At 69.3% G+C, this 16,448-nt stretch carries 15 protein-coding genes and 1 tRNA gene; 12 read left to right on the top strand and 4 right to left on the bottom strand.

What is annotated here, in order from left to right; all coding sequences use genetic code 11:
- Window positions 1–16: 16 nt before the first annotated feature.
- The 7 genes from EV380_RS08455 to ilvA all read left to right on the top strand — a co-directional run bounded on the left by EV380_RS08455 (window position 17) and on the right by ilvA (window position 7,886).
- Window positions 17–1,513 (top strand): S8 family serine peptidase, encoded by a 1,497-nt coding sequence (locus EV380_RS08455; protein ID WP_130450678.1) that lies wholly within the window; start codon window positions 17–19, stop codon window positions 1,511–1,513.
- An 86-nt stretch (window positions 1,514–1,599) separates the two neighbouring features.
- Window positions 1,600–3,069, top strand: a complete 1,470-nt coding sequence (locus EV380_RS08450; protein WP_130450676.1) for an NAD(P)/FAD-dependent oxidoreductase — start codon at window positions 1,600–1,602, stop codon at window positions 3,067–3,069.
- Window positions 3,070–3,089: 20 nt separating this feature from the next.
- Window positions 3,090–3,163 (top strand) — tRNA-Leu (locus EV380_RS08445).
- 180 nt (window positions 3,164–3,343) lie between these two features.
- Entirely contained in the window at window positions 3,344–4,147 is an 804-nt protein-coding gene (locus EV380_RS08440; protein ID WP_130450674.1) for a Bax inhibitor-1/YccA family protein, read from the top strand.
- Window positions 4,148–4,357: 210 nt separating this feature from the next.
- Window positions 4,358–5,326: an aldose 1-epimerase family protein gene (locus tag EV380_RS08435; RefSeq protein ID WP_242607547.1), complete on the top strand. Its 969-nt coding sequence runs from the start codon at window positions 4,358–4,360 to the stop codon at window positions 5,324–5,326.
- Window positions 5,317–6,606: an AI-2E family transporter gene (locus EV380_RS08430; RefSeq protein WP_242607546.1), complete on the top strand. Its 1,290-nt coding sequence runs from the start codon at window positions 5,317–5,319 to the stop codon at window positions 6,604–6,606. The genes EV380_RS08435 and EV380_RS08430 overlap by 10 nt, the downstream gene beginning before the upstream one ends.
- Before the next feature lie 26 nt (window positions 6,607–6,632).
- Window positions 6,633–7,886 carry a threonine ammonia-lyase gene (gene ilvA, locus EV380_RS08425; RefSeq protein ID WP_130450670.1) on the top strand — a complete coding sequence of 418 codons (1,254 nt, stop codon included), beginning with the start codon at window positions 6,633–6,635 and terminating at the stop codon, window positions 7,884–7,886.
- Between the two features lie 74 nt (window positions 7,887–7,960).
- On the opposite strand, the gene EV380_RS08420 is transcribed toward ilvA, so the two are convergent.
- The 3 genes from EV380_RS08420 to EV380_RS08410 all read right to left on the bottom strand — a co-directional run bounded on the left by EV380_RS08420 (window position 7,961) and on the right by EV380_RS08410 (window position 9,408).
- Window positions 7,961–8,164: a hypothetical protein gene (locus EV380_RS08420; protein ID WP_130450668.1), complete on the bottom strand. Its 204-nt coding sequence runs from the start codon at window positions 8,162–8,164 to the stop codon at window positions 7,961–7,963.
- A gap of 119 nt (window positions 8,165–8,283) precedes the next feature.
- The gene (gene greA, locus EV380_RS08415; RefSeq protein ID WP_102161421.1) at window positions 8,284–8,775 is read right to left on the bottom strand and encodes a transcription elongation factor GreA; all 492 of its coding nucleotides are present in this window, start codon (window positions 8,773–8,775) and stop codon (window positions 8,284–8,286) included.
- A gap of 177 nt (window positions 8,776–8,952) precedes the next feature.
- A complete protein-coding gene (locus EV380_RS08410) occupies window positions 8,953–9,408 on the bottom strand; it encodes a DUF4307 domain-containing protein (RefSeq protein WP_165391917.1) in 456 nt (151 codons plus the stop codon).
- 211 nt (window positions 9,409–9,619) lie between these two features.
- On the opposite strand from EV380_RS08410, the gene mca reads away from it, so the two are divergent.
- The 3 genes from mca (at window position 9,620) to EV380_RS08395 (ending at window position 13,129) form a co-directional block, all read left to right on the top strand.
- Window positions 9,620–10,450, top strand: a complete 831-nt coding sequence (gene mca, locus EV380_RS08405) for a mycothiol conjugate amidase Mca (protein WP_242607719.1) — start codon at window positions 9,620–9,622, stop codon at window positions 10,448–10,450.
- Window positions 10,451–10,542: 92 nt separating this feature from the next.
- The gene (locus EV380_RS08400; protein ID WP_130450664.1) at window positions 10,543–10,869 is read left to right on the top strand and encodes a hypothetical protein; all 327 of its coding nucleotides are present in this window, start codon (window positions 10,543–10,545) and stop codon (window positions 10,867–10,869) included.
- Window positions 10,870–10,921: 52 nt separating this feature from the next.
- Window positions 10,922–13,129: a thioredoxin domain-containing protein gene (locus EV380_RS08395; RefSeq protein ID WP_130450662.1), complete on the top strand. Its 2,208-nt coding sequence runs from the start codon at window positions 10,922–10,924 to the stop codon at window positions 13,127–13,129.
- On the opposite strand, the gene trhA is transcribed toward EV380_RS08395, so the two are convergent.
- A complete protein-coding gene (gene trhA / locus EV380_RS08390) occupies window positions 13,104–13,826 on the bottom strand; it encodes a PAQR family membrane homeostasis protein TrhA (RefSeq protein WP_130450660.1) in 723 nt (240 codons plus the stop codon). The two genes, EV380_RS08395 and trhA, sit on opposite strands and share 26 nt — an antisense overlap.
- A 133-nt stretch (window positions 13,827–13,959) precedes the next feature.
- Between trhA and EV380_RS08385 the strand changes: the two genes are divergently transcribed.
- Both EV380_RS08385 and EV380_RS08380 read left to right on the top strand, forming a co-directional pair.
- Window positions 13,960–14,733, top strand: coding sequence for an isoprenyl transferase (locus EV380_RS08385; RefSeq protein WP_102161432.1), 774 nt, complete (start codon window positions 13,960–13,962; stop codon window positions 14,731–14,733).
- 342 nt (window positions 14,734–15,075) lie between these two features.
- A complete protein-coding gene (locus EV380_RS08380; protein WP_242607718.1) occupies window positions 15,076–16,422 on the top strand; it encodes an RNA 5'-3' helicase PhoH2 in 1,347 nt (448 codons plus the stop codon).
- The last annotated feature ends 26 nt before the right edge of the window (window positions 16,423–16,448 follow it).

Here is a 16,448-nt window from a genome sequence, read left to right as displayed (position 1 = left end):
CCTGTGAGGAGTATGGATGGCCCAGCACGCCGCCCGATCGAGTCGGGGCATGCGCCGCCCCCTGGGCGCGCTTGCCGTCCTGGCCGTCGCCGCCGGTACGGTCCTGATCGGCCCGCCGGCGAACGCCGCTCATCCGCGTGACAGCCAGTACTGGCTCGAGGACTACGGCATCGAGGAGGCCTGGAAGACCAGTCGCGGCGAGGGCGTGAAGGTCGCCGTCATCGACACCGGGGTCGACGATTCGCACCCCGACCTCCGGGGTGCCGTCGTGGGCGGCACCGACTCCTCGGGCGCCGGGTCGTCCGACGGAACCGAGGCGATCGGCCCGCTGCCCGAGCACGGCACGCTCGTCGCCACCATGCTCGCCGGGCGCGGGAACAACGAGACCGAGATCAAGCGGGCCGAGGCCGACGCCGAACGGCAGGACATCGCCTACAAACGCGCCAAGAAGAAGGCCGAGGAGGAGGACGAGGACCCGCCGGAGAAGCCTGAGCCCATCGAGATCCCCGAACCGGGCCCCGGCGACGACGGCATCATCGGTGTCGCACCCAAGGCCGAGCTACTCACGGCCTCGGTGTGGCTCGGCGCCGAGAACCCCGCGGGGGTGGGGATCGAGGAGCAGATCCCGAACGCGGTGCGCTGGGCCGTCGACCAGGGTGCCGACGTCATCAACCTCTCGATGGGGTCGACGAGCACCTCCTGGCCCCAGTCATGGGATGAAGCGTTCCTGTACGCCGAGGAGCACGACGTCGTCGTGGTCGCCGCGGCCGGAAACCGTGCCGGCGGCATGACGCAGGTCGGCGCCCCCGCGACCATCCCCGGCGTGCTGACCGTGGCGGGTGTGGATCGCGAGCGCGAGGCCAGCTGGGACGCCTCGACGCAGGGCATCACGATCGGAGTCTCGGCCCCCGCTGACCCGCTTGTGGGCGGGCTGCCGGGCGGCGGCTACGCGGGTTGGTCGGGCTCCTCCGGGGCCGCGCCGCTCGTGGCCGGCGTCGCGGCACTGATCCGCTCCGCCGAGCCCGACCTGCCCGCCGCCGACGTCATCAACCGGATCCTCGCGACCGCCGACGACGCGGGGGACCCGGGTTTCGACAACATCTACGGGTACGGGATCCTCGACGCCGAGGCCGCGTTGACCACCGACGTCCCGCCCGTGGAGTCCAATCCGCTCGGCACGATCGCCGAGTGGATTCGCGTACATCGCCGCGCGGACACGGACCCCAGTACGGAGCCCGCGGCACCCGACCAGGAAGCTACCTCCAGCATCGACCCCGTCGATGCTCCGCGTGCCGCAGCCCCGCCCGAACGGGGAGAAGTGCTGGCGCCTGCGCTGCTGTTCGGGTTCGGTGCGCTGGCGCTGTTCGTCGTCGCCTTCGGCGGCGCCCGAATGGCGCGGACCCGCCGGCTGCTGCAGGCGCAGCGGGTCAGCGAGGGCACGATCGCGGATGCGGAATGGAAGGTGGGGCGGGGGCACGACCCTTTCGATGATCTGCCCGAGAAGATCAAGTGAGGCCCGGCCCCGTCGCCTCGTGAACTTTTTCACCCAGCCCAAGTGAATGTTTTCACAAAAGGCCGAAACCGCGCTATGCTGGACGTATGCCTAACACTCACCAGCTTTCCGACCGTCCGCGCATCCTCGTCGTTGGCGGTGGCTACGTCGGTCTCTACGTGGCGAAGAAACTGCAGAAGAAGGTCAAGGCCCACGGCGGCATCGTGACCGTTGTCGACCCGCTGCCGTACATGACCTACCAGCCGTTCCTGCCGGAGGTCGCCGGCGGGCAGATCGAGCCGCGCCACGCGATCGTCTCCCACCGCACCCACCTGGGCGACGCCGAGCTCGTCACCGGCCGCGTCACGGCCGTCGATCACGATAACCGCAAGGCCGTCGTCGTGCCGACCGAGGGCGAGCCCTTCGAGCTCGAGTACCAGGACGTCGTCATGGCCGCAGGCGCCGTGACCCGCACCTTCCCGATCCCGGGCCTCGCCGAGAGCGGCATCGGCCTGAAGACGATCGAAGAGGCCGTCGCGCTGCGCAACCAGGTCCTCGAGCGCGTCGAGACCGCATCGATGCTGCCGGCCGGTCCGGAGCGCGAGAGCGCGCTGACGTTCGTCGTCGTCGGCGGCGGGTTCGCCGGCATCGAGGCCATCACCGAGATCGAGGACATGGTCCGCAAGGCCGTCTCCAAGAACGACCGCGTCGAGCAGGACGAGATCCGCTTCAAGCTGGTCGAGGCCATGGGCCGCATCATGCCTGAGGTCACCGCCGAGCAGGCCGAATGGGTCGTGGACCACATGCGCTCCCGCGGCATCGAGGTCCTGCTGAACACCTCGCTCGCCAAGGCCGAGAACGGCAAGCTGGAACTGACCGACATGACGGACAAGTCCTCCGCCGGCACCTTCGGCGCGGACACGCTCATCTGGACCGCCGGCGTCATGGCGAACCCGATGGTTCGCTCGACTGACTTCGTCGTCGAGCAGCGCGGCCGCCTGGTGACCGGGCAGGACCTGCGCCTGACGAACGAGGACCGCACCGAGGTCATCGAGGGCGCCTGGGCTGCCGGCGACATCTCCGCCGTCCCGGATGTGACCGGCGGCCTGCCGGACGGGACCTGCGTTCCGAACGCCCAGCACGCCGTCCGCCAGGCGAAGCTGCTCGCGAACAACATCTACGCGCACCGCTATGGCGTCGGCCGCATCAAGAAGTACGTGCACAAGAACCTCGGCGCCGTCGCGGGCTTCGGCTCCTGGAAGGGTGTCGCCAAGGTCATGGGCATCAAGCTGAAGGGCGCACCGGCCTGGATCGCCCACCGCGGCTACCACGGCCTGGCCATGCCGACGTTCGAGCGCAAGTTCCGCGTCGTCGGCGGCTGGTTCCTGTCCCTCTTCTTCAACCGCGACACCACGCAGATCTCCGATCTGCAGGATCCGCGCGGCGCGTTCGTCGAGGCTGCGACGCCGAAGCCGAAGCCGGAGGCCAAGAAGGACGACGCCAAGGCCGAGGCGCCGAAGGCCGAGGCGAAGAGCTCGACCGCCGAGGCCGCCGACAAGGCCGAGGTCGCCGCCTGATCCGAGTACAATAGCGAGGCGCCCCCATAGCCCAATTGGCAGAGGCAGGAGACTTAAAATCTCTGTGTTGTGGGTTCGAGTCCCACTGGGGGTACGCCGCGAACAACGCATTCCCGAATCAGCCCCGCGAACCGGTCACGCCGGCCCGCGGGGCTTTTTCGTGTCCGCGCACCGATTCGGCTCTGGGCGCAGCTCGACACCGGGAACCTGAGATGTCTGCCACCCGTTGAACCGGTAGGCTGAGATGCAAGAACAACTATCGAGGAGCACACTCATGGCACTTGGGGGAAACCCGGTCTTCAGTTCGCGGAACTTCCGTGAGCAGACGGGAGGCGGCGTGGCCGCCGGCCCGCGTTCGTCGCAGGACATGAGCGCCGACCAGCTGCGCGATCTCTACAGCCAGCCGTCCGCGTCCCCGGCCCAGACCGGCCGCATGACCTACGGCGACGTCATCAACAAGACGATTCTCTGCTTCGTCGGCATCCTGGCCGGCGCCGTCGTCGGCTGGCAGCTGCCGGGCCTGATGCTCATCGGCCTCATCGTGGGTCTGGTCCTGGGTCTGGTGAACAGCTTCAAGAAGGAGCCGTCACCGGCCCTCATCATGCTCTACGCGGTCGCGGAGGGCCTCTTCCTCGGCGGGCTCACGGGCGTGCTCAACGCGCAGTTCCCGGGCATCGCCACCCAGGCGCTGGCGGCCACCCTCTCGGTGTTCGCCGTGACGCTGGTGCTCTACCGCTCGGGCAAGTACCGCGCGACGCCGAAGATGACCCGGATCTTCATGATCGCGATGGGTGCCTACCTGGTGTTCTCGCTCGTGAACCTCGGCCTCATGATGTTCGGCGCGATCGAGGGCATGTTCGGCATGCGCGATGGCGTCCTCGGCCTCGTCATCGGCGCCCTCGCCGTGCTGCTGGCCACCTATGCGCTGGTGCTCGACTTCACCTCGATCCAGCAGGGTGTCGAAAACGGCGCGCCCGCCAAGTACTCGTGGTCGGCGGCCTTCGGTCTGACCGTGACCATGGTCTGGCTCTACGTCGAGATCCTGCGCATCATCGCGATCCTGCGCGGCGACGACTAGTCCCAACATCAGTACGACGACGGCGCCCCGACGCGTCCGTGTTCCCCCGCCGCCAGGCGCAGGGAAACCGGCGTCGGGGCGCCGTCGTGTTTCCCGGACCGTTCGACACCGTGCGCGCCGTGGCCAGCGAACATGCGTCAATCTGACCAGCCGCGACCCGAAGGTGTCACGCATTCCGCGCGTTTCACGTTTGAGCGCTAACGTGGTGCCATGACCGCGCGCGAGTATTCACCCAGTAGCATGTACGCACCCTCGACTCCATCGGGCGCCTGCATCTCCGGCGAGCAGTTCTCCATCCGGCGCGGGGGAGCGGAGGCCACCATCGCGGCCCTCGCCGGCGCCCTGCGCGTCTACCGCCGTGAGGGCGTCGACCTTGTCGAGAGCTTCGACGCGGAGTCGACTCCGCCGTTCGCCTCCGGCATCCTCCTCGCGCCCTGGCCGAATCGCGTGGCCGGCGCCGTCTGGGATCTCGACGGCGCGCCCCAGCAGCTCGACGTCACCGAGGCCGCCACCGGAAATGCGATCCACGGCCTACTGCGCAACACCGGCTACCGCGCTCTCGCCCATGAGACCCACGCGGTGACGCTCGCTGCGGAGATCTTCCCGCAGCACGGCTACGGCTACCGTCTGACGCACACCGCGCGCTACGAACTCGACGCCGACGGCCACCTCTCTGTCACCCAGCGTCTGGCGCACCACGCCTCTCTCGGCGGCGGCCCGGCCCCCGCGGCCCTCGGGGCCCACCCCTTCCTGCGCGTCGGCGACGTGCCGACGGACGATCTGCGCCTGACGACCTCCGCCACCACCTTCCTACCGGTCGACGCGGCGATGATCCCGGTCGGCGTCGAGGACGCCGCCGGCGACATGGACTTCCGCGCCGGCCGCACGCTCGGCGGCTTCCGGACGGACACCGCCTTCAGTGGACTCGAGCTCGACGACGACGGCCGATACCACCACCGCCTCGACGCCCCCGACGGCCGGGGAGTCGAGCTCTGGGCCGACGCCACATGCCCGTATGTGCATATCTTCGTGACCGACAAGTTCCCGGGCCGGGAGGCCGCCATCGCGATCGAGCCGATGACCGCCCCGGCCAACACCTTCAACACCGGTGAGGGGCTGACCTGGCTCGCTCCCGGCGAGGAGCTCGTCGCACGTTGGGGAATCACCTCGTGGCTGTAGCGCCCGAACCGGGCGCCCCGCCGCGCCGCGACTCCGCCGACTACGTGTCCTTCGGTGTGCGCATCGCCGCGTCCTGGGCATGGCGCGTGGCCGTCGTCGTCGGCACTACCGGCCTTCTCGTCTGGATGCTGGGCCACCTCTCCTTACTGGTCGTCCCGCTGATGATCGCGGCTCTTCTCTCGGGGCTGCTCAGTCCGATCGTCTCGCGCCTGCGCCGGTTGCGGGTGCCCGTCGGCATCGCCGTCGGGATCACGCTGCTGGGTTTCCTCGGCCTCGTCACGGCGCTCGTGACGATCGTCAGCCGGACGATGGCCCGCGGGTTCGAGCCGCTCTGGCAGCAGGCTGTCGCCGGGCTCGAAACGGTCGAGGAGTGGATCTTCACCGGGCCCCTGCAGTTCTCCAACGACGACATGGCCGACCTGACCAACGAGACCCTCGAGCAGCTGCGCAACAACAGCTCCGAGATCCTCTCCGAGGCGCTGTCCTGGGGTTCGACGCTTGGCCACATCGTGGCCGGAATCCTGCTGGCGCTCTTCGCGCTCATCTTCTTCCTGCTCGAGGGGCAGCGGATCTGGGCGTTCATCGTCCGCCTGCTGCCCGCTGATGCGCGGCGACCCGTCGACGGCGCCGGGCGCCGCGGCTGGAAGAGCCTCGTGAACTACGTGCGCGTCCAGCTCTTCGTCGCGTTCGTGGACGCCGTCGGCATCGGCCTCGGCGCGGTCATCCTCGGGGTACCGCTCGCCGTGCCTCTTGGAGTGCTGGTGTTCCTCGGCTCCTTCATTCCGATCCTCGGCGCTCTCGTCACCGGTACCGTCGCCGTGCTTCTCGCGCTCGTGGCCAACGGCTGGGTCAATGCCCTGATCATGCTGATCGTCGTTCTCGCGGTACAGCAGGCCGAGTCGCACATCCTGCAGCCGCTTGTGATGGGCAAAGCCGTCAGCCTGCACCCTCTGGCCGTCGTGCTCGCGGTGACCGGCGGAACTCTGCTCGCCGGTATCGCCGGGGCGCTCTTCGCCGTCCCGCTGCTGGCGATCGCGAACGCCGTCATCAAGTATCTCGCAGACCGCGGCTGGGAGCGCGACCCCGTGTTACCGCCCGCGGCGACGGGACCACCCGTCGATCCTGCGCCAGCGGCCGGCGCACCGCCGGCGTCGGACGCCGCGTACGCGTCGTCGTCGTCCGTCGACGACTGGCCGGCCCCCGCGGACCTGGACGGCGAGGAGCCGTCCGTCGCACAAGAGACCAGCAGCAGAAGTCCGAGTGAGAGGCACGGAGCATGAGCCCCACCGACACCCAGAAAGTTCAGATGAGCACCCACGAAGCACTACCCGTGTCCCTGTCCGACGTCGAATCCGCCGCCGAACTGCTCTCCGGCGTCGTGGATCGGACGCCGGTCCAGCATTCGAGAGCCCTCGGCCTGCTGAGCGATTCCGAAGTGTTCCTCAAATGCGAGAACCTGCAGCGGGCTGGCTCGTTTAAGGTCCGCGGTGCGTATGTGCGTATGGCGCGCCTTTCCGCGGCCGAGAAGGCCCGCGGCGTCGTCGCGGCCTCGGCCGGAAACCACGCGCAGGGCGTCGCCCAGGCGGCACGCGCCCTCGGCATCAAGGCGCGGATCTACATGCCGCTCGGTGTCGCCCTGCCCAAGCTCACCGCGACCAAGGACCACGGGGCGGAGGTCATCCTGCACGGCCACAACGTCGACGAGGCGTTGGCCGAGGCCAAGCGCTATGCCGACTCGAGCGGCGCTGTGTTCGTGCACCCTTTCGACAACCCGGACATCATCGCCGGTCAGGGCACGATCGGCCTCGAGCTGCTCGAGCAGCTGCCGGACGTCGACACCGTGGTCATGGGGGTCGGGGGCGGCGGACTGCTCGCCGGCGTGGCCACGGCGATCAAGGAGAAGGCGCGGGAGCTGGGTCGGGAGATCCGGGTCGTGGGCGTGCAGGCCGAAAACGCGGCCGCGTACCCGCCCTCGCTCGCGGCCGACGCGCTCGTCCCGCTCGAGAAGGTCTCCACGATCGCCGACGGCATCGCCGTGGGCACGCCGGGCCAGCTGCCCTTCCAGATCATCAAGGAGCTGGTCGACGACGTCGTCACGGTCTCCGAGGACTCGCTCGCCCAGGCGCTCGTCTTCCTGCTCGAGCGCTCGAAGCTCGTCGTCGAGCCGGCCGGCGCCGTCGGCGTCGCCGCGATCCTCGAAGGCAAGCTGGCCGAGGCCGGCATCGACTCCAAGAAGACCGCCGTGATCCTCTCAGGCGGCAACATCGACCCGCTGCTCATGCTCAAGGTCATCCAGCGCGGCCTGTCAGTGGCCGGCCGCTACCTGACGGTCCGGATGATGCTCGACGACCGGGCCGGCGAGCTGGCGACGATCTCCCGCGTCATCGCGGAGTCGGACGCCAACGTGACCCGCGTCGACCACACCCGCATCGGCGGCTCGCTGTCGATGGGGGACGTCGCCATCACGATCGACATGGAGACCAAGGGGCACGTGCACTCGGAGACGGTGTTGAACAACCTCCGGGCCGAGGGCTTCCAGCCGGTCATCGTCAAGCTCTAGCGGGGGAGCGGCAGCACCAACGACGACGGGGCGGTCACCTGCGAAAGGTGACCGCCCCGTCGTCGTGTCGCGCGTCAGGCGTCCTGTGAGGCCTTAGCGCTCCGTCGGTGCGCAGCGAATGCCGTCGCGGCGGCCGCGACGAAGAGCGTGAAGCCTGCGAGCCAGCAGATGCCGGCGAAGTTCGCGAGCGGACCCGCGCTCGGCAGGATCACGAGCACGCCGAGGAGCAGCAGCACGAACGGTGGGCCGATGAAATGTGGAGAGGGCTTCTGAGTCATGCGCGCCTTGCGTTGGCTGTGGTGGGCTGCGATTCGCCGCATTCCCTGGGCGGATACGACGGGGCGGCCACCTGAAAAGGTGACCGCCCCGTCGTCATTGGTGCTGGGGTGCGCGGAGGCTAGCCCGTGAAGGGCTTGGCAGCGAGGATCTCGACCTCGATCTTGCGGCCGTTGGGCGCCTGGTAGGAGAGCTTGTCGCCGATCTTCTTGCCGTGCACTGCGGCGCCGATCGGGGACTTCTCGCTGTAGACCTCGAGGTCCGTGTCTCCAGCCACCTCGCGACTGCCGAGCAGGAAGGTGGTCTTCTCGCCGGCGATGATCGCCTCGACGAGCGTGCCGGGTTCGACGGTGCCGTCGTTCGCCGGCGACTCGCCGACGTGCGCCTTCTCGAGCAGGTCCTTCAGGTACAGGATGCGCCCCTCGGCCTTGGACTGCTCCTCGCGGGCCGCGTGGTAGCCGCCGTTCTCCTTGAGGTCGCCTTCGGAACGCGCCTGCTCGATGCGGTCCACGATCTCCTGGCGGCCCGGACCCTGCAGGTGCTCGAGCTCAGCGCTGAGGCGGTCGAAAGCCTCCTGGGTGAGCCACACTGCGGCTTCGTTGTTCGTAGACACGTGTCTCTCCTTGGTATGTCATGGATCACGGAAAATATCCGTGAGTCATTCGAAGTATCTTAGCGAGATACGGGGAAAGTCCCAAAGAACGCGGCGTCACCGTGTCGGAAACGGGCAAAACGTGCGTCGGCCGTCCGCTGTGGTTACAGTCCGCAGTCCTCCGCGGCGCTTTGCTCGCTACAGCGACCAGCAATCGCCAACGTTACCCGAGACGCCGAGGTATTCCGTGCGCACTTCCACGGTGCGCCGCGTGGATTCGCGTCCGTTCTCGCCGCTGGCCTCGAGCGTCACCGTTTTCCATCCGACGACGGCGTACGTATCGTCCAGCACCTGCACCCCGCACTGCACGACGTCGGCCGCGTTCTTCTCGACGTGGAAGGTCACCTGGGCACTGGTCTCGGACTCGATCTGGAACGCGACGTCGTCGTAGTTGATCTGGTGGGTGTTGGCGATGCCGGCGTAGGCCGCCAGCCCGACGCCGACCACGAGAGCGCCCGCACCCAGCCCGATTTTCAGGCGCCGGCCCAGGGGCCGCTTGGGGGCGCCATAGCGATTGGCTAGGCTGGGAGCAGGATCGGTGGATCCGGCCCCGGCGGGCGCGGTCGTCGCGTTTTCGGAGGATCGGGAAGTCATCGGCACCAGTTTACGTTGTCGGAGGGTAGGAGGGTGTCGCGCGAGCCGCGCGTCACCCGGCGACGCCGACGGCGTACAGACGAACATGGTTTGAGGGAGACGCACGCGCGTGGACAATTCTCGGAAAATCCCAGTCCCAGACTCGACGGGGCTTCGGCTCCTTGCGGTGCATGCGCACCCGGACGACGAGTCGAGCAAGGGAGCGGCCACGATGGCCGCCTACCTCGCCGCGGGAGCCCGCGTTATGGTGGCTTCATGCACCGGCGGCGAGCGCGGCGACATCCTGAACGCGGCCGTCGGCGAACTAGCGCACGCCCACCGCGATCTGCCCGGCGTCCGGCGCATGGAGATGGCGGAGGCGGCGGCCGCGATCGGCGTGGAGCACCGGTGGATCGGCTACGTCGACTCGGGCCTGCCCGAGGGCGAGCCCCTGCCCCCGCTGCCGCCGGGGTGCTTCGCGTTGCAGCCCGTCGAGCGGGCCGCGGCGCCCCTGGTGAAGCTGATCCGCGAGTTCAAGCCGCAGGTCATGACGACTTACGACGAGAACGGCGGCTACCCGCACCCGGACCACATCCAGTGCCACAACGTGTCCGTCTTCGCCTTCGAGGCCGCGGCCGACCCGGAGTTCCGTCCCGAGCTGGGCGAGCCGTGGAGCGTGGCGAAGCTCTACTACGACCGCGGCTTCTCACCCGATCGATTCCTGACCCTGCACCGCGGCATGCTCGACGCCGGGATGGAATCGCCCTACGCCGAGCGGGTGAAGTTCCTCGAGGAGAATCCCGATCACGAGCTGTTCAGCTGGGTGAAGAGCCACCCGACGACGACGAAGGTGTACGCCGGGGAGTTCTTCGACACGCGGGATACCGCGCTACGGTCCCACCGCACCCAGATCGACCCCGACGGGTTCTTCTTCGCCGTTCCCAACGAGGTTGCCGGCCTGCACTACCCGTGGGAGGACTTCACGCTGGCCCGGAGCCGCGTTCCGGGCTACGAGCTCGCCGACGATGCGCCGGAGTCGGACCTCTTCGAGGGACTGCGCTGACCGGAACCACTTCGACGTGAAGTAGAACTGCGGGCGTAGAATGGTGTGGGGCCTCGCGACGTCGGCCCCGCACCGCGCCCTGTAGAGAAAGTGTGAGCAATTCCGTGAACTTCATGCTGGTCCTGGCCTCGGCCGATCCGTCCCTGATGGAGGCGCCCACCGGGGACGCCGCCCGTTCCATCGGCCCGGGCTTCGTCGGGTTCGTCGCGACGGCCTTCATGGTCGTCGCCGTCATCTTCCTGATCCGCGACATGGTGCGCCGCATCCGCCGCGTCCGGTACCAGGGCGAAGCCGAGCAGCGCCAGAGCGACCTTATGGACAAGGGCAAGGCGTACGGGCAGTACGACCCCGAGGCGGAGAAAGCTGCCGGCACCGACGCGGAGGCCAACGGCGAGCAGGGGCAGCCCCCGCGTTCCTGACGCTCCGATTGTGGCTCTGCCGCGCCGGCGGCGTGGGTGCCACAATGGCCGCATGACGAATCGACTAGCGGACGCGCATTCGGCCTACCTGCTCCAGCATGCGCATCAGGGAGTCGACTGGTGGCAGTACGGGTCGGACGCGTTCGCCGAGGCCGACCGCCGCGACGTGCCCGTCTTCCTCTCCATCGGCTACGCAGCCTGCCACTGGTGCCACGTCATGTCCGCCGAAAGCTTCGACGATGCGACGATCGCCGACTACCTCAACCGGAACTTCGTCGCGGTCAAGGTCGACCGCGAGGAGCACCCCGACGTCGACGCCGTCTACATGGCGGCCACGCAGACCCTCACCGGCCAAGGCGGCTGGCCCATGAGCGTCTTCGCGCTGCCCGACGGTCGCACCTTCCACGCCGGCACCTACTTCCCGCCCGCACCGCGTCACGGCCTGCCGTCCTTCGGGCAGGTTCTCGCCGGCGTGAACGAGGCCTGGAGTCAGCGCCGCACCTCCGTCGAGGAGCAGGCCGGCCACCTCGCCGCGCATCTCGGCGACATGGCCGACGCCCAGCGCGACCTCCTCGGCCTCTCGACCCTGCACGACGCCGCCCCGGGAGCGCTCGAACCCGTGCACGCCGCCGTGCTCGCTCGGCTCGCAGCCGACGAGGACACCACCGGCGGGTTCGGGCCGGCTCCCAAGTTCCCGCCGTCGTCGACTCTCGACTACCTGCTCGAGCTCGCCTCCGCGGGAGAGCATCCCGAAGCTCTGGAACTCGCCGGTCGCACGTTCGAGGCGATGGCCGCCGGAGCCCTCGTCGACCACGTCGGCGGCGGCTTCGCCCGCTACTGCGTCGACGCCGCCTGGCGCGTGCCGCACTTCGAGAAGATGCTCTACGACAACGCCCAGTTGCTGCGCCATGCCGCCCGGTTCGCCGCACTCTCCGACGACCCCGACCAGCGGGATCTCGGCGCCCGGCTCGCACGCGGCACCGCGGGCTGGATGCGCCGCGAACTACTGCTCACGGACGCGGACGGGCGCGCGGCCGGCCTGGCCTCCTCGCTCGACGCCGACACCGTGATGGACGACGGCACCCACATCGAGGGCGCCACCTACCTCTTCAGCCGGGCTGAGCTACGCGAGGCCGGAACGCGCTGTGACGTCTGGGAGACGCTCGAACCGCTGCTCGCCGGCCGCTCACCCGAGGAGCCCGCGGCCCCCGCGGGCCGCGTCGACGCCCCCGGGTACGACGACGTCCCGGTCACCGTGGCCTTCGAGCGTGTCCCCGACGCCGCGCAGTGGCGGGCGTGGGACGCCGTCGTGCCGACGCTGCGTCAGGTGCGGGCAGGGCAGGCCCAGCCGCGGCGGGACGAGAAGGTCGTCGCCGGCTGGAACGGGCTCGCCGTGCGAGCGCTGGCCGAAGCCGGGCTGCTGCTCGAGGAGCCGGAGATGTTGGACCTCGCCGCGCGGTTGGGTGAGTACCTGTGGCGCGAGCACTTCAGCGCCGAAGACGCCGCACTGGCCCGGCTCGCCTACCGCCCCGGCGGCGGCCTGCTCGAGGACTATGCGGGAGTCGCGCTCGGCTTCCAGGCGCTCGCGACGGTTGCGGGGCACGTGCCGCGGCAGGGCGCCAGCGCGGATGTCTCGGGCGGGGCGGATCTGGAGGCCGGTACCGCGCCGGGCGAGTGGGTGCGGCGCGCTGGTGAGGTGCTGGCCGCGGCTGAGGGTCGGTTCGGGCTGGCCGCCGGCGGGGAGGCGCGGGACGCCCCGAAGACTGAGCTGCTCTCAGCGGCCCGCGGTGGCCGGGCCCCGATGGAGGGACTGGATTCAGCGACGCCGAGCGCGCTCGCGCTGTACGCCACGGCCCTGCTGAACCAGGGCGGGTTCGAAGCGGAGCCCGCGAAGGTCGGGCGCGCGGGCGAGCTCGTCGACCACGTGCGGCGCGTGGGCGCCAAGGCCCCGGCGCAGTTCGGAACGGCACTCGCGGCCGCCGTCCGCGTAGAGCGGGATGCGAGCCTGGCCGTCGCCGGCGGCACCGACGCCGAGCGGGCGGCGTGCCTTCGTCTCGCCGTGCGGGGCGGGGCGATCGCGCTCGAGGCGGACGCCGACGTCGTACCCGAGACGCGGGACGCACCCGCGCTGGCGCGGGGCAAGACGCCCGGCGCCGACGGAGGCCTCCGCGCCTATCTGTGCCGCTCACACGTGTGCGCGGCGCCCGTGGGCGACGCGGCCGCGCTGGAGGCGGCTATGTGCCGACGACCGCGATCATGATCGCGATGTAGTGGCAGACGAAGCCGCCGACCGTGAACGCGTGGAAGAGCTCGTGGAAGCCGAACCACTCGAGATGCAGGTTGGGGCGCTTGAGCGCGTAGATGATGGCGCCCGCGATGTAGGCGGCGCCGCCGACGCAGACGAGCACGGCGGCCGGGACCGACGCGGCGAAGAAGTCGCCGATGAAGATCAGGGACGCCAGCCCGAGCAGGATGTAGACCGGCACGTAGAGCCAGCGCGGCGCATGCGTGAAGAACAGTCGGAACGCAATGCCGGCCAGCGCGCCCGACCAGACGCCGGCGAGCAGCCAGGTCGCCTTGTCCTGGGGCAGCAGGAAGGCCGCCAGCGGCGTGTAGCTGCCGGCGATGATGAGCATGATGTTGGTGTGGTCCAGCCGTTTCAGGACCAGCCTGACCTTCGGCGACCAGTTGCCGCGGTGGTAGACCGCTGAGACGGAGAACAGCAGCAGGCCCGTGAGGGCGTAGATCGAGGTTGTGGCCTTGCCGAGAGTACCCGGGGCGAGGGCGATGAGCACGATGCCGGCGGCGAGCGCGATCGGGACCATGGCCGCGTGGATCCAGCCGCGCAGACGTGGCTTGAACTCGTCGAGGTTGCTCCGCTGGATCTTCAGCCGGTTGCGGAGCCGGCGGGCGGACGCCGTGCTCAGCGGTCGGCCGGAAGGGGCGCTGTTCTGCATGGATCGAGCCTAACTTACTATTCGGTAACAATCTGTGGTGCGCGTCTCGATCAGGGCGTGACGCGGTTCGGGTCCCCGGAGGCGGTAGCGTATGAGGGTGCACCACGGGCGCGAGGTGACGGAAGGGGGCGCCGTGAAACTGCCGACGGTCCTCTACCGTTACTACGAACGACGGCTGACGAAGTTCCTCACCCGCGAGCTCCCTGCCGACAAGCTGCCCGCTCATATCGGGATGATGGTCGACGGCAACCGCCGATGGGCCAAGCTTGCGGGGGCGCCAACGTCGCACGGACACCAGGCCGGAGCCGACAACATCCTGCAGTTCCTGGACTGGTGCGACGATCTTGGCATACGCAACGTCACGCTGTACATGCTCTCGACTGACAACATGAAGCGCTCGACCGCGGAGCTCGAGACGCTGGTCTCGATCATCGCGAACCTGCTGGACCGGCTGGGGGAGAACCCGAGCCGCCGGGTCCACCCCGTCGGCGCGCTCGAGCTGCTGCCCGACTACCTCGCCGACAAGCTGTGCGACCTCGCGGACCGCACGCACGGGGCGGGCGGGCTCGTCGTGAACATGGCGGTCGGCTACGGCGGGCGCCGGGAGATCGTCGACGCGATCAGGGAGCACGTGCGCACCGAGGCGGCTGCGGGGCGCAGCGCCGAGGAGATCGCCGACGCGCTCGTGATCGACGACATCTCCCGCTACCTCTACACCCGCGGCCAGCCGGATCCGGATCTGGTCATCCGCACCTCAGGCGAGCAGCGCCTCTCCGGCTTCATGACGTGGCAGAGCGCCTACAGCGAGTTCTACTTCTGCGAGGCCCTCTGGCCCGACTTCCGCAAGGTCGACTTCCTGCGGGCCCTGCGCGACTACGCGCGCCGCCAACGCCGCTTCGGCTCCTGAAGACCGTGGGCGTCGTCGGGCGTTTACGCGGAATTCACGGCGGAAACAGCGGAAAACCCTAGGCAAATTACAACCATGGGATTAGCGTGGGCGTCAGGACGGTAAAACGCCGCCCCACCGGAAACGCCACCTGAAAGAGCCCGATCATCTGCATCTTGCTCAGCACTCCAGGGAGGCCGGTCCCGGCCTCACGGCCGCCCGGCGAACCCGAACCAAGCCGCCGGAGGCCTCGCGCCCTCGGCGGGCGAGAGATGGGGAGTGACTGTGGCTGCAGAGACTGAAACCACCAACGAGCGCACGATGCCGGATGGGGAAGTCCGGGATCAGGGCGCGTCGGATCCGATGACCGGGCCGCTCGCGGCCGCGGCCGAGGCCGCCTCGGTCGCCGAACGCCAGAGCGTCGGCACCAAGTCGTACGTGCTCGATACGTCGGTCATGATTTCCGATCCGAAAGCGCTACTGCGCTTCGCCGAACACGAGGTGATCGTCCCGATCGTGGTCATCGCGGAGCTCGAGAAGAAGCGGCACGACGGCGAGATCGGCTACTTCGCCCGGCAGGCGCTGCGGCTGCTCGACGAGATGCGCGTGAGCTCCGGCGGTCTCGACAAGCCGATCGACCTGCCCGGCGGCGGGTCCCTGCGCGTCGAGCTCAACCACGTCTCGACCGAGGTGCTGCCCGTTGGTTTCCGCGGCACCGACAACGACTCGCGTATCCTCGCCGTCGCCAAGAACTTCGCCGACGAGGGCCGCGACGTCACGGTCGTCTCCAAGGACCTGCCGATGCGCGTGAAGGCCTCGGCCATGGGTCTGCAGGCCGACGAGTACCGCAACGAGCTCGTCGCCGACTCCGGCTGGACCGGTACCGCAGACGTCTCCGTCGTGGACGACGACGTGAACGACCTCTACAGCGGGGAGGCCGTGCACATCGCCGAAGCCGCCGTCATGCCGACCAACACGGGTCTGGTCCTGCAATCCAGCCGCGGCTCGGCGCTCGGCCGGGTCGGCGACGACGGCCTGACCCGGCTCGTGCGCGGGGACCGGGAGGTCTTCGGCGTGCACGGACGCTCCGCGGAGCAGCGCCTGGCCATCGACCTGCTCATGGACCCGACGGTCGGGATCGTCTCCCTCGGCGGCCGCGCCGGTACCGGCAAGTCGGCCCTCGCGCTTTGCGCCGGCCTCGAGGCGGTGCTCGAGCGGCGCGAGCACAAGAAGATCGTGGTCTTCCGCCCGCTCTACGCGGTCGGCGGCCAGGAGCTCGGCTACCTGCCCGGCTCCGAGAACGAGAAGATGAACCCCTGGGCGCAGGCGGTCTTCGACACGCTCGGCGCGCTCGTGAGCCCGAACGTCATGGAGGAGGTCATGGAACGCGGCATCCTCGAGGTGCTGCCGCTGACCCACATCCGCGGGCGCTCGCTGCACGACTCGTTCGTCATCGTCGACGAGGCCCAGTCGCTCGAGAAGAACGTGCTGCTGACGGTCATGAGCCGCATCGGCCAGAACTCGAAGATCGTGCTCACGCACGACGTCGCCCAGCGCGACAACCTCCGGGTGGGACGGCACGACGGCGTCGCCGCCGTCGTCGAGACGCTCAAGGGGCACCCGCTCTTCGGGCACATCACGCTCACCCGGTCCGAGCGTTCGCCGATCGCAGCGCTCGTCACCGAGCTGCTCGAGGGTCCGCCGGCCTGACGTTCCGCGCCTGCCCGGCCGCGTGG

The organism is Zhihengliuella halotolerans (assembly GCF_004217565.1).
GTDB classification, from domain to species: domain Bacteria; phylum Actinomycetota; class Actinomycetes; order Actinomycetales; family Micrococcaceae; genus Zhihengliuella; species Zhihengliuella halotolerans.
This window is presented reverse-complemented; position numbering and strand designations above follow the sequence as displayed.